General features: G+C 73.7%; 12 protein-coding genes and 1 pseudogene. 4 read left to right on the top strand and 9 right to left on the bottom strand.

Going from position 1 to position 12,968, the window contains the following annotated elements:
* The coding region (locus tag CcI49_RS39115) for a response regulator transcription factor (protein WP_063745388.1) at positions 1–632 on the bottom strand (632 nt) is incomplete at its 3' end.
* A gap of 1,124 nt (positions 633–1,756) precedes the next feature.
* Here CcI49_RS39115 and CcI49_RS44005 point away from each other — a divergent pair.
* Positions 1,757–2,029, top strand: a complete 273-nt coding sequence (locus tag CcI49_RS44005) for a nitroreductase family protein (protein ID WP_241840553.1) — start codon at positions 1,757–1,759, stop codon at positions 2,027–2,029.
* 78 nt (positions 2,030–2,107) lie between these two features.
* Here CcI49_RS44005 and CcI49_RS42920 read toward each other — a convergent pair whose 3' ends face one another.
* From CcI49_RS42920 to CcI49_RS39095, 3 genes are all read right to left on the bottom strand, one after another.
* Positions 2,108–2,623, bottom strand: coding sequence for an SsgA family sporulation/cell division regulator (locus tag CcI49_RS42920; protein WP_198955760.1), 516 nt, complete (start codon positions 2,621–2,623; stop codon positions 2,108–2,110).
* Positions 2,624–2,765: 142 nt separating this feature from the next.
* Entirely contained in the window at positions 2,766–3,434 is a 669-nt protein-coding gene (locus CcI49_RS39100; protein WP_076834775.1) for a superoxide dismutase family protein, read from the bottom strand.
* A gap of 132 nt (positions 3,435–3,566) precedes the next feature.
* Positions 3,567–4,433 (bottom strand): helix-turn-helix transcriptional regulator, encoded by an 867-nt coding sequence (locus CcI49_RS39095; protein WP_083473773.1) that lies wholly within the window; start codon positions 4,431–4,433, stop codon positions 3,567–3,569.
* A gap of 260 nt (positions 4,434–4,693) precedes the next feature.
* On the opposite strand from CcI49_RS39095, the gene CcI49_RS39090 reads away from it, so the two are divergent.
* Positions 4,694–5,641, top strand: a complete 948-nt coding sequence (locus tag CcI49_RS39090) for an ATP-binding cassette domain-containing protein (protein WP_076834773.1) — start codon at positions 4,694–4,696, stop codon at positions 5,639–5,641.
* Here the strand turns inward: CcI49_RS39090 and CcI49_RS39085 are convergent.
* Positions 5,587–7,422, bottom strand: coding sequence for an NAD(P)/FAD-dependent oxidoreductase (locus tag CcI49_RS39085; protein WP_076834771.1), 1,836 nt, complete (start codon positions 7,420–7,422; stop codon positions 5,587–5,589). The genes CcI49_RS39090 and CcI49_RS39085 overlap by 55 nt on opposite strands.
* 147 nt (positions 7,423–7,569) lie before the next feature.
* Positions 7,570–9,162 (bottom strand): FUSC family protein, encoded by a 1,593-nt coding sequence (locus CcI49_RS39080; RefSeq protein WP_083749988.1) that lies wholly within the window; start codon positions 9,160–9,162, stop codon positions 7,570–7,572.
* Positions 9,163–9,272: 110 nt separating this feature from the next.
* Between CcI49_RS39080 and CcI49_RS39075 the strand changes: the two genes are divergently transcribed.
* A complete protein-coding gene (locus CcI49_RS39075) occupies positions 9,273–9,773 on the top strand; it encodes a MarR family transcriptional regulator (RefSeq protein ID WP_241840551.1) in 501 nt (166 codons plus the stop codon).
* 27 nt (positions 9,774–9,800) lie between these two features.
* On the top strand, positions 9,801–10,010 hold the full coding sequence (locus CcI49_RS39070) for a hypothetical protein (protein ID WP_076834767.1): 210 nt from the start codon (positions 9,801–9,803) through the stop codon (positions 10,008–10,010).
* Positions 10,011–10,090: 80 nt separating this feature from the next.
* On the opposite strand, the gene CcI49_RS39065 is transcribed toward CcI49_RS39070, so the two are convergent.
* The 3 genes and pseudogenes from CcI49_RS39065 to CcI49_RS39050 all read right to left on the bottom strand — a co-directional run.
* Positions 10,091–11,473 carry an FAD-dependent oxidoreductase gene (locus CcI49_RS39065; RefSeq protein ID WP_076834781.1) on the bottom strand — a complete coding sequence of 461 codons (1,383 nt, stop codon included), beginning with the start codon at positions 11,471–11,473 and terminating at the stop codon, positions 10,091–10,093.
* Between the two features lie 405 nt (positions 11,474–11,878).
* The gene (locus tag CcI49_RS39060) at positions 11,879–12,406 is read right to left on the bottom strand and encodes a TetR/AcrR family transcriptional regulator (RefSeq protein ID WP_054570050.1); all 528 of its coding nucleotides are present in this window, start codon (positions 12,404–12,406) and stop codon (positions 11,879–11,881) included.
* Positions 12,407–12,785: 379 nt separating this feature from the next.
* A pseudogene (locus tag CcI49_RS39050) lies at positions 12,786–12,968 on the bottom strand (crotonyl-CoA carboxylase/reductase); the annotation flags it as partial.

The following is a 12,968-nucleotide window of genomic DNA, read 5'->3' as shown; positions in this document are numbered from 1 at the left end:
CCGGCCTGTTTCATCAGGTAGACCGCCGCCTGCGTGCGGCTGGCCAGGCCCAGCTTCTCCAGAATGCTCGACACATAGTTCTTCACGGTCTTCTCCGACAGCCCCAGCCGGGTACCGATCTGCCGGTTCGTCAACCCGTCCGCGATCAGCTGCAGGATCTCCCGCTCCCGCTGGTTCAGCGTCGCCATCGCCGGATCCTCGTGCGGCCCGTCCCGCAGCCGCTCCAACACCCGACGCGTCACCGACGGAGCCAGCAACGACTGACCCGACGCCACCGTCCGGATCGCACCCACCAGATCGTTGCCCCGGATCTCCTTCAGCACATACCCCGCCGCACCAGCCATGATCGCCGAGAACAGCGCCTCGTCATCGTCATACGACGTCAGAATCAGACACGCCACCCCCGGCAACGCCGACCGGATCTCCCGACACACGTCGATGCCACTGCCATCAGGCAACCGCCCGTCCAGCACCGCCACATGCGGATGCAACGCCGGAATACGCCGCAGCGCCTCCGCCGCCAGCCCGGCCTCACCGACGACCTCGATATCGTCATGCCGGGCGAGCGTCTGACGCAGACCATTCCGCACGATCTCGTGGTCATCGAGAACGAACACCCGGATCTTCTCCATGACCGCGACCATACGGGCGCCGCGGGCCCTTCGCCCATGTCACCTCGACCGCGGCGGGCGGGACCTGTGGCCCGCGGCGGGGGCGGGCCGTCCCGGTTCCCGGCGCGACGTGCGGCCGTGCCGGCGGAACTGGTGTTCCTCGTCGGCGGGCGGCCACGGCCGCCTCGCGCCGCGGCCGGGCCGGGCGTCGCGGCCCGGTCGGACGTGACGGAAACGTCGACGCTCGGCCCATCCACACAGGCACGATTGTCCTGTCTGTACCCCTTCACCCGGCCTGGTGCCGATTACGGTGGATGTTGTCCGCGCCGCGGACGGCGCGCTCGGTTCGTGCCACCGGGCGGCGAGGGGAGGCGGGCGATCATGGAGTCGGGGACCGCGGGAATCGGCCGCGAAGTGGCCGTGGAGGTCGTGACAACGGCCTCGCTCGCTCCGTCCATCCACAACACCCAGCCGTGGCGCTGGCGCCTGGCCGCCGGCCGGCTCACTCTGGCGCCCGACGTCGGACGGCGCCTGCCGGTCCTGGACCCGGACGGGCGTCAGCTGGTGGTGAGCTGCGGTGCGGCCCTGCTGCACGCGCGCCTGGCCTGTCGGGTGCTCGGGCTGGAACCGGTCGTGGAGCTGTTGCCCGGTTCCGCCGGCCGCTCCGGCCCGGAGCCGGCGCTRCGCGACGACCTGGTGCTCGCCACGCTGGACGTCCGCGGGCGGCATGCGGCTACGGACGCCGACCGGCTGCTGTTCTCCGCCGCCGGCGCGCGCCACACCGACCGCCGGCCGTTCGCCGACCAGCCCCTCGAGCCGGCCCTGCTGGAGCAGCTGCGCCGCGCCGCCGAGGCGGAGGGCGCGTGGCTCATGCCACTGGCCCACTCCGACCAGCGGCTCGGCGCCGCGGTGGTGGCCGCGCGGGCGGACTGGGCCGAGCAGACCGACCCCGCCTACCGCGCCGAGCTGGCCACGTGGCGACGCGGCGACGGCCCGGCGGGCGACGGCGTGCCCACGGACGTCGCCGCCACCCACCATCCCTTCCGTGCCAGTGACTTCCCCTGCGCGACTTCGACACAACGGGTACCCCGGGTGCGGCGGGAACGGCGGGCGGGCCGCCGCCCACCGAGAACCCGACGGTCATCGTGCTCGGCACGGACGCGGACCAGACCGAGGACCGGTTGCGTGCCGGCCAGGCGCTGGCCCGGGTCCTGCTCACCGTCACCGCCGCCGGTGCCGCGGCCTCGCCACTGGGGCAGCCGGTGGACAGCGACGGCTACCGCTCGGTCATCGAACGGATGCTGAGCATCGCCGGGCACATCCAGATGATCCTGCGGGTGGGCTATCCCCGCCGCGACGCCGCCGCCTCCACGCTGACCCCACGGCGCCCGCTCGGCGAGATCCTCGTCATCGACTGATCGCACCGCCGGACCGCCGGACCGCCGCCGGCCGCCCGGCCGCCCGACCACCCGGCGGCCCGGTCGGGTCTGGTCGGGTCAGCCGCAGCCGAGCGCGGCCAGCCCCAGATCCAGATCAAGGTCGATCATGGCGGCCTCCGCCGCCACCGGAACCAGGGTGTAGGTCCGTTGGATGAAGGCGCTCACCCGGGTCGCCGACATCTCGAGCGCGGCCCTCCCACCGGGGCAGGGCACCGACACCGACAACAGGCGTCGCCCGCCGCGCACGACCGGCTCGACGCGGGCCCCGTCCGCGACGGACGGCTCATCGGGCCCAGCCTGGCCGGCCGGTCCGTCGGGTTCGTCGCGGCCGGCCAGGCCGGCCGGTCCGGCCGGGCCGGCCGGGCCGGCCGGGCCGGCCCACCGGTCGTCGTCGACGACGAACAGCGCCCGGGCGAAGGTCGCCATGGCCAGGCGCGGCTCGTCGACCTGGGCCCGCACGGTGATCGCGACCGGGTCCAGCGGATCGAAGCCCAGCGAGACCAGCGCGGGAACCCGCTTCCCGGCGTCGGTCAGGTAGGTGGCGTTGACGTCCAACGTCACGACGTTGGACACGATCGGACGGCTCCACATTGAGATCCTCCCCACCCTCGGTGTCGTACCTCACGGTGTCACCGAGGGCGGGCGGAGATCACCCTGCCTTGGTCCGGCCGGCGGGGAGACCAAGGACCACCGCAGGATCGCCACAGCGAAGGCGTCAGGACTTCGCGAGCACGCCACAGGCGATGCGGTCACCGGCGTCACCGGTCGCGTTGGTCTTCTCGTCCGGGCCGGGGGACGGGGCTCCGCTGGCCCGGTACCGATCCGGTATGTGGGCGAGGTTGTCCGGCTGGGCGTGCACGATCAGCGCGACCCCACCCCTGCGCAGGTCGTCGATGGTGAACCGGTCGCTCTGGGTGAGGATCTCGGCGGTGCCGTCCTTGTCCACCAGCAACGGCGGCAGGTCGCCGGCATGCTCACCGTGATGCGTACCGCCCGGGTTGAAGTGGGGGCCCGCGGTGCTGAACGCCCCGTCGGCGGCCTTGGGCTCACAGACCGGCTTCTGGTGGATGTGGAACCCGTGGTAGCCCCCCGGGGTGAGGCCGTGGAACCGGCCTTCGACCCGGACGGCGCTGTCGACGGGGGTGAGGGTCACCGTGCCCACATCCGCCCCGGTGACGTTGTACAGAACGACCTCGACGGACCCGGCGGCCCCGCCACGGGTGGCCGGCGCCGACCCGGAGGCGGACGGCGTGGGCGTCGCGGAGGCGGTGGAGGTCACCGCGGCGGCCTGGTCGTCCTCGGCGCCGCAGCCGCTCACCACCAGCGTCAGCCCGGCCGCCGCGAGGGCGGCGGTGAGCGCGGTACGGGTCGGTAGACGTCGCAAGGCAGCCTCCAGGCGCCGGGTCCGGACGAGAACGCCCCAAGCTTACGGAGCGGGCCCACCCGATGCCATTGCGTGATGCCCCGTTGTCCGTAGGCCGACACCGCGGCAGACCGACGCGGCGGCGGGCCGGGCTCAGCGCTCGAGGCGCGCGCTCAGCCGGGCGAGGTAGTCCGGGGTGCGCTCCGGGGTGACGCTGTCGACGCCGATCCGGTTCATCAGCTCCTCGTAGCGGTCGACGTCCTCGGGCCGGTCGAGGTGGGCGGCGCCGGTCAGGTGCTCGAGGTGGACCACATCGGGCACCTCGGGTTCAAGAAACCGCAGGATCGTGAAGGCACCGGCCGCCGAGACGTGCCCGCCGTAGGCCGCGGGCAGGATCTGGATGACGATGTTCGGCGCCGCCGCCAGCTCCGCCAGATGCGCCAGCTGGGCCCGCAGGACCGCGGTGGAGCCGATCCGCGGGCGCAGCGCGGCCTCGTCCACGACGGCCCACAGCTTCGGCGGGTCCGGCCGGGTCAGCAGGCGCTGCCGGGCCATCCGCATCGCGACGGCACGGTCGACGGCCTCGTCGGCCAGCGAGCCCCGGCTGCTGGTCTGGAGCACGACGGCACGGGCGTAGTCCGCGGTCTGCAACAGGTCCGGAACCAGGTGCAGGTGGTAGGTCCGGATCAGCGCCGCGGCGGCCTCCAGCCCCAGGTAGGGCTCTGCCCAGGGGGACACGACGTCGGCGAAGCCGCGCCACCAGCCCGGCCGGTTCGACTCCCTGGCCAGTGCGAGGATCGGGGCACGGTCGGCCTCGGCGACCACGCCGTACAGGGTGAGCAGGTCGGCAACGTCGCGTTCCTTGAAACCGACCCGCCCGAGCTCCATGCGGCTGATCTTCGAGTCGGAGGCACGGATCTGGTAACCGGCCTTCTCCCGGGTGATTCCGGTTCCCTCACGAAGGCGGCGCAGGCGGGCCCCCAACATGATGCGGTTCACGATGGGTTCGCCGTCGAGCACGCTGTCCTCCTAGTCGTGGACCCTCCCCGTGCGACGGGCTCCCGGCGCCTGGTTACCGGACCCGACGGACCGTCCACGTTCAATACCTGGGTAATTTTTTCACAGGTGGTGCACAGCCCGACGCTCGGTGGGTCAGAAGGCTCGCTAAACTTGGCGCGCCGCGGCTTTACCGCTTCTTCTGCTTTCCGTCAAATGCACAGGTCGGGTGAGGTCGAGCCGATGTTTTCTCTCCAGGTCGTGGCAGCCGAGAGGCGGCGCCCGTGAGACCGCGATTTCGGCCGGGCCGACCGCGGGCATCCCGGCGGCCCACGGTCGGCCTCGCCCCCGCCGGCACCGCGCTGGCCTTCGAGCACGTCGGCATGACCTTCCCGGACGGATCCGAGGTGCTGCGCGACCTCTCCCTGACCGTCGGCACCCACGACATCGTGGCGCTGGTCGGCGCCTCCGGCTCGGGCAAGTCGACCCTGCTGCGCATCGCCGCCGGGCTGACACCGCCGACCTCCGGCACGGTCAGCGCCGGGCCGGGCTCCCCCGCCCTCATCTTCCAGGATCCGACGCTGCTGCCCTGGCGGACCGTCGCCGGCAATGTCGGCCTGTTCGCCGAGCTCGACGGTGTTCCGCGCGCGCAGCGGGCCGGCCTGGTCGCGGACGCGCTCGCGCTCACCGGTCTGAGCGACTATGAACGCCATCGCCCACGGGCTCTTTCCGGCGGCATGCGCATGCGGGTCTCCCTCGCCCGCGCGCTGACAGCCCGGCCCGCGCTGTTCCTGCTGGACGAACCGTTCGGCGCGCTGGACGAGATAACCCGCCAGCGTCTCGGCGACGAGCTGGTACGGCTGCATCTGCGCGAGGGTTTCGCGGGGCTTTTCGTCACCCATTCGGTCGTCGAGGCCGTCGCGTTGGCCCGCCGCGTCGGAGTGCTCTCCGCCCGGTCCGGGCGGCTGGTGGCCGAAGTCGAGATTCCGTTCGACTATCCGCGCACGGAGACACTCCGGTACGACGCCGCCTTCGGACGGGTCGCACGCACCGTTTCCGAGGCGCTGAAGGACTCCTTCTCCGACCATCATCCGAACACCCCCGGGGCGCCGGGCACCCCCAGCCACCCGAACACTCCCGACCACCCGGGCGCTCCCGGACCGCCGGGCGCCGAGCATCAGCCGGGCTCCGCCGGCCCGGCCGGCATCGACGATCTTGCCGGTGTCGAATAGAGCATCCGGTGGGTGGCGGCCAGCGCCCGCCGGCGGGCGGCACCGGTCGGTCCGGCGGCGCCCAGCGCCACCCGCGCGGCCATCGCCCCGGGGCCACCGTGCACCCCGCCCCCGGGATGCGCCGACATCGACGCCAGATAGAGCCCGGGCACCGGGGTCTCCGGCCGGCCGAGCCCCGGCACCGGCCGGAACACCAGCTGCTGGTGCAGGGCGGCGGTGCCGCCGCCGAGCGCGCCGCCGTGCAGCACACGGTCCATCGACTCCAGTCGCGCCGGGGACTGCACGTCCCGGCGCAGGACCAGCGTCGTGAAACCGGGTGCGTATGCCTCGATCCGGCGCTCCAGCCGCTCGAGCAGCACCGCGACGTCGTGTTCGTCCGGACGGCCCTGTCCGTCCGGACGACCGGTGACCGCTGCGGTGGCGGGGAGACGCGCGCCCGCGGTGCCGGCGTGCCCGCGCGGGCGCTGCGGGAGGTGGAAGTAGGCCCAGGCGCTCTCGGTCCCCGCCGGCGACCGGCTCGGATCCGCGGTGGTCATCTGGCCCAGGACGACGAAGGGCTGGGCCGGCACCAGGTCCCGCGCCAGCTCCGCGGCCGTCACGGTCAGATCGTCCATCGTGCCGCCGAGGTGGACGGTGCCCGCGCGCGCCACCCGCGGATCCGACCACGGGATCGGGCCCGCCAACGCCCAGTTGACCTTGAACGTCGCGGAGTCCCAGTGGAAGCGGTCCAGATCGGCGAGCAGTCGGGGCGGCAGGTGCTCGGGTGCGACCAGGCCGCGGTAGAGGGAGACCGCGTCGACGTCCGCGATCACCGCGCGCCGGGCCGGCAGCACCGATCCGTCCGCGAGCCGCACACCGTCGGCCCGGCCGGCCCGGACCGTCACCGCGGCGACCGGCGTCCCTGTGCGCAGCTCGCCACCGCGGGCACGCAGCCGGCGCACGAGCGCCGCGGTCAGGTTCCCGGCGCCGCCCTCGGGTACCGGGAAGCCGACGTCCTGGCCGAGCATCGCCAGCAGCCACCCGATCAGCGCCGAGCCGGCGGCCTCGGGGGCGAGGTCGGTGTGCAGGGCGCAGCCGGCGAGCAGCAGGCCCGCTCCGTCGCCGGCGAACTCCTCGGCGGCGAACCGGCGGACCGGGAGCACCCCGAACCGGGCGAACCGAAGCCCGTCGGCGGCGCCCAGTGCGCGCAGCAGCCGGACGCCCGCCCGCACCGGCGGGAACGGGGTGGCGAGCAGGGCGTCCAGCAGCGGCGCGCGGACCCGTCGCCACAGCGCGACCTGCTCCTGCCAGGCGTCGGCGTCGGCGGGGGCGAAGTCGGCGAGCGAGGCGCAGGTCTCGTCGAGGTCGGTCGACAGCTGCGCGCACCGGCCGTCCGGCAGCGGATGGGCCAGCACCGTCGGCGCATGTCGCCAGCGCAGGCCGTGCTCGCCCAGCGCGAGGCCGCGCAGCACCGGCGAGGCGGCGGCGAACGGGTGGAAGGCGCTGAACAGGTCGGTGGTGAACGACAGGTCGGTGCCCGGCGGCGGGCCGGTGCCGGTGTCGATGCCGATGCCGATGCCGGGTGCGGTCAGCCGCGACGAGCGGCAGGCCCCGCCCGGCTCCGTCTGGGCCTCGCACACCACGACGTCCCAGCCGGCGTCCGCCAGCAGATTGGCCGCGACCAGGCCGTTCACGCCCGCTCCGATCACCACGGCGTCGGCGCCGGCTCCCGCCGCACGCCGTGACCGCCCCGGCCACAGCCGTCTCGCCGCCGGTGCCCCCGCCGCGTCCCCGGTGCCCATGGGGCGATCCTTTCGCACCGGCCTGCCCGCGGTGCGTCCACCGGCGCCAGCGGCGGCGCCCGGCCGGCGGCGGGCCGGCGGCGGGTCAGCCCCCGGTCGGCGGCGGGTCGGCGGCGGGTCGGCGGCGACAGGTGGGCCGGCGGCAGGTCAGCGGCAGGCCGCCGCGACGTGTTGCTCCAGTTGTTCCAGTCCCCGGCGGACGGCCGGGTCCGCGAGCGCCTCGGGGTGGGCGCACCCCAGCTCCGTGAGCGCCCGAACCGGAGCCTGGCAGCGCACCAGTGCGTCGATCGTGTCCGCGGCGTGGGCCTGGTGCTCGCCGGCGCCGGTGCCGGCGCCGGCACCGGTGCCCGCACCAGCGCCAGCATCGACGCCGGTGGGCCAGGTGACCAGGTCGCGGACGGCCTGAGCGGGGATCCGGTCGGCGAGCCGGCCGAGGGCACGGTGCGCCTCCACCGGCGGTGCGACGTCGAGCAGGTCACCCAGGGCGCGTTCGAAGCAGTCCCGCCGCCGGGTGAGCAGCTCCGGCACCAGCTCCGGCGCGGAGCGGCCCGCCGCGACCACCCCGGCGAGGGCGGCCAGCGACCGGGCGGTGCGCACCCGCACGACGTCCCTGGTCCGCAGCGGCAGGACGAACCACGAGACCACCCCCGCCAGCGCGGCGCCGAGCAGGATGCCGCCGAGCCGTTCCACCAGTTCCTCGGGGCCGCCGGTGCCCTGGTAGTCGTACAGCAGCGCCAGCATCGCCGTCACCCCCGCGGCCCACAGCGCGTAGTGCAGCGGGCGCAGCCAGGTCGCGATGCCCAGCACGACGAACAGCGCCACCAGCGCCCCGGTGCCCCCGGCCGGCAGCAGGCCCGCGCAGGCTGCGACCAGCACCGTGCCCGCCGCCCCACCGACGACCCGCGCGGCCCCCTTGTGCAGGACGTCCCCGCGGGCCCTGGTGCCGCTGCACACGATGTAGGTGCTGATCACCACCCACGGCCAGTGCTGCGGATACGCCAGCCGGCCGAGCACGAACGCAGCCGCCAGTGCCAGGGTGAGCTGGACGGCCATCCGGGTCGTCGGCGCCAGCCGCCACCCGCGCGGCCGGCCGGCCCGGCCACGCCCGTACGCCCGAGCACGCTCCTGCATCCGCGGGCGCCGATGCGGCGGGACGCCCGCCGCCGGCCGGGCCGCGACGCGAGCGCGGTGTGGAAGGACCCCGGTGCGCTCGCCGAAGAGCAGGCACAGGTGGGTCACGGCGATCGCGATGAAGGCCGTCGCCGCGAACCAGCCGAGCGGGTCAACCCCCGGACCCGCCGGCACGGCGACGATGAGAACCAGCAGCGACGTCGGCAGGACGAGAGCACCGAAGCGGGCGGCCAGCGGGCCGAAGCGGCCAACCCACACCGCCGCACCGGTCATCAGGACGTACAGCGTGTCACCCACCGGCGGCGCGGTGCTCATCAGCCGGCCGACCTCACCGGCGCCCATCGCGAACAGCGGTACGACGAGCAGCGCGACCGGGCGGTGGCGGGATGCGGCTGACCGCTCCCCGCGCCAGAGCAGTACGGTCAGAGCGACCGTTGCGACCACTGACTGCGCGTGCAGCCCCGCTGCCCCGCGCAGCTCCGTGGCGCAGCCGAGGCCGGCCAGCACGGCGGCCATGGACAGTACGGTCGAACGCAGCTCCACCAGCCCCGGGTCGAGGCCTTCCGTTCCCCCGACTCGACGCCAAATATTACGTAGGACGTAGAACATCAGGCAGCGCTTCTCTGCCGCAAGCGTGATTCGCCCCCAGCTTCATGAGCCCACCCTCGAACGCTCACCCAGGAGGACTCGACATGATTCCTAAGTGATAGCGTACGACTGTGCGAGGCGAAATCGGGAGCCATGAGATCGAGATCGCAGCCGACGTGCGGCGTGGGGTCGCCCGGCTGACCCGTCGGCTGCGGGCCGAGCGCGCGGCCGGCGCGCTGAGCGTGAACAAGATCATGGTTCTCGGGCATCTGTACCGGGAGGGCCCGTCCACCCCGGGCGAGGTCGCCGCCGCGGAAGGTCAGCAGCCGCAGTCGCTGACCAGGGTGTTCGCCGACCTCGAGCGGGACGGGCTGCTGACCCGGCGCCGCTCCGAGCAGGACAGGCGGGAGTCGGTGCTGGAGATCACTCCCGCCGGGCGGGAGGAGATGGAGCGGGACATGGCCGAGCGCGACGCCTGGCTCGCGGCCACCGTGGCCGGTCTCACCGAGGCGGAGGCCGACCTGCTGGGGGTCGCCGGCCGGCTCCTGAGCCGCATCGCCTCCGCGCCATCGCCATCCGCCGCCGGACGTGATGCTGCGCTGACCCCGGGCACGGCCGCGCAGCCTTCGTGACCGAAGCGCGAGCACGTCGCGCCGTCGATGTTGTCACTGCCCTTTCCGGCCGGACGATCGGCCAACAAGATCGTTCATCACCCGGCGGCAGGGCCGATCGCGGTGGACTGCGACGTCCTGACCGACGGCGACGCGGAACGAAAGATCGTCGTTCTCACTGCCGCTCCGGGCACCGAGGACGAGACCAGGTTCCAGCTCGCCGTCGCATCGGGCGTCCACCACCCCGCTCGCGACTGAGCGCAACCATCGCCGAGGTGGCCGCAGCCTGGCCAGCACAGCCGCCGCGGCGGGCGGCGGCTGTGCTGGCATCAGCCAGGTCAGGCGATGCGGCGCTCGAGGGCGACGTCCAGCAGTTCCTCGGTGAGGACGAGCTTGACCCGCGGCCGGCCCGTCGGCTCACCGGAGGAGCGCTCGGCGGCGTCGATCAGCCGCCAGCCGGCCTCGGTGACCAGGTGCGGCTGGCGACCGCGCAGCCAGGTCTCGATCCCGGCGATCGGGTCGGTGGCGGCGGTGCGGTCGTGGCGGCGGACGGAGCCGTCGGCGATGTCGGCGAGCAGCCGCCCGACCGTCTCCGACGCGCACTTCTTGTTGGTGCCGATGATCCCCGTCGGCCCGCGCTTGATCCAGCCGGCGACGTACTCGCGCTCCACGCCGTCCACCCGCCCGTTGACGTTCGGGATCACGCCGCGGCGGTCGTCGAAGGGCAGGCCCGGGATCGACCGGCCCTTGTAGCCGACCGCGCGCAGGACCAGGCTGGTCGCCACGGTCTCGCGCTCGCCGGTGTCGACGGCGCTGACCCAGCCGTCCTCGTCGGTCTTCAGCGCGTTGAGGCCGAAGACGATCTCCTCGACGCGGCCGTCGCCGCGGATCTCCAGCGGGGTACGCTGGAACCGCAGGGCGACCCGGCGCGCGCCGGCCGGCAGCGGGTTGTGCGCGTAGTCGCGCATCACGGTCAGGTTGCGCTTGACCAGCCGAGACAGCGCCTCCTCACCGGGCTGCTCGGCGACCTCGGCCGGGTCGATGTCGACGCCGGACTCGGTGTACTCGGGCAGCTCCTTGAGCTCGGCGGTGGTGAAGGCCGCCTGCGCCGCGCCCCGGCGCCCCACGACCATGACCTCCTTGAGCCCGCAGTGGCGCAGCGCCTCGAGCGCGTGGTCGGCGATGTCGGTGCGGGCGAGGCGCTCATGCGGCGAGCACAGGATGCGGGCGACGTCGAGTGCGACGTTGCCCGCTCCGATGACCACACCGCGCTCACCGCTGAGGTCGAACTTCAGGTGCGCGTAGTCGGGGTGCCCGTTGTACCAGCCGACGAAGTCGACCGCGGACTCGCTGCCCGACAGGTCCTCACCGGGAATTCCGAGCCGCCGGTCGGTCTGCGCGCCCACCGCGTAGAGGACGGCGTCATAGCGCTCGGTCAGCTCCTCGCGGGTGACGTCCTTGCCGATGTCCACATTGCCGAAGAACCGGAAGTTCTCGTGCGCGGCGATCGCCGCGTACACGCTGGACACCGCCTTGATCTTCGGGTGGTCCGGCGCGACTCCGGAGCGCACCAGGCCCCAGGGCGTCGCCAGCCGCTCGTACATGTCCACCCGCACCGGCACGTCGTTCTGCTCCAGCAACGACGCCGCCGCGTAGAACCCGGACGGGCCGGATCCGACGACTGCGACAGCCAACGGTACGGCCGCGTTTCCCTGGGTCATGCAGTCCACTCCATTCAACCGATATCCCGCCGCACGGCCATCCGCGCCGGCGGGGCCGGGGTTTCGCCGCGCGATCGGTGCCGCCCGGGGGTCCTCCCAGCGGCGACGTCGCGAGGCGTCGGGAGTGCGGTCGGGCCTGGCGTCCTCGCCCTGAGCTCCGTCACCGCACCTACCGGCCACCCTCCACGCAACGTAGAGAAGGCGGGTTCGCCGTGCAACAACTTCGATACGGCAATGGCGTCACCGACGATGAGTCCGCCTCTCCCAGCAACCAGAACGCCATTCCCGTTGCCGGAATTCCGAAATGCCCAGATCATTGGTTCGGCGTGACCGAGATCTCCGCGCCCCTGGCGCGTCACCGCGCCACCTGTCGCCGGGACACGGCGTCCGCGCGCCACGCGGGTGTCAGCTGCGGGCCGCGCCCAGCGCCATCGCGCGCAGCATCGCGGCCATCTGGAGCCTGTCCAGGTCGTGCGCGCTGTGCGGGGTCGAGTTGATCAGGCCGAACAGCGCGTGCGCGCGGGCCCGGGCCGTCGGCGCGTCCAGCTCGGGCCGGGCGTCGCGCAGGACCTCGACCCACTGCTCGGCGTAGGCGCGCTGCAGCCTGCGGACCTCACGGGCGGCCTCGCCCGGCAGGCTCCACAGATCACGGTCGTGGATGACGATCAGCTCGGGGTGGTCGAGGGCGAAGTCGACATGCCCGCGGACCAGCCGGTCCAGGGTGTCGGCCCCGCTGCCGCCGGCCGCCCGGGCGGCGTGCGCGCCGTCGAGCAGATGCCGGCTGATACCGACCAGAAGCTCCACCAGCATCGCGTCCTTGCTGGGGAAGTGCCGGTAGATGCCCGGGCCGCTGATGCCGACGGCCGCACCGATCTGCTCGATCCCGACCCCGCGGAAGCCGCGCTCGGCGAACAGGTGCGCGGCCGCGGACAACAGTTCCTCACGGCGACCCGAACGCGCGCCGGGCCGTCGGGCCCCGGCGGACGTGCTCCCGGACGACGCGGCAACACCGGCTGAAGCACCGCCGCGAGAGGCAGTACCACTGGACGAGCTCGTGCCCCCACGTGGCGCGGCGCCCCTGGGCCTCGTGCTCCTGACAGGTGGACCCTCGCCCGGCGCAGATGGGGCTGTTTCTGCTGACACCGGAACAGTCCTCCTCGACCCGCAGGCTATCAGCCCGCACCCGGCCACGGGCACCCCGAACGCCACCGCGGGACGAGCAAGGGGCAGGCATGGATACCGGTGCGGGCGTGGGCCGGGCCACCCGTCCACGCCCAGGCCCAGGCCCACGCCCGCACCGGCCCCGTATGTCCTACACGCCGCGGAAGCGGTTGATTGCCGTCAGGTGACGAGCCCGGGTCTGCTCGTCACGAACACCCAGCCCCTCCTCCGGCGCCAGACACAACACCCCGACCTTCCCCTGATGCGCGTTGCGATGCACATCGAACGCCGCCTGCCCCGTCTCCTCCAACGCATACACCCTCGACAACGTCGG

Source organism: Frankia sp. CcI49, from assembly GCF_001983215.1.
Classification (GTDB): domain Bacteria; phylum Actinomycetota; class Actinomycetes; order Frankiales; family Frankiaceae; genus Parafrankia; species Parafrankia irregularis.
This window is presented reverse-complemented; position numbering and strand designations above follow the sequence as displayed.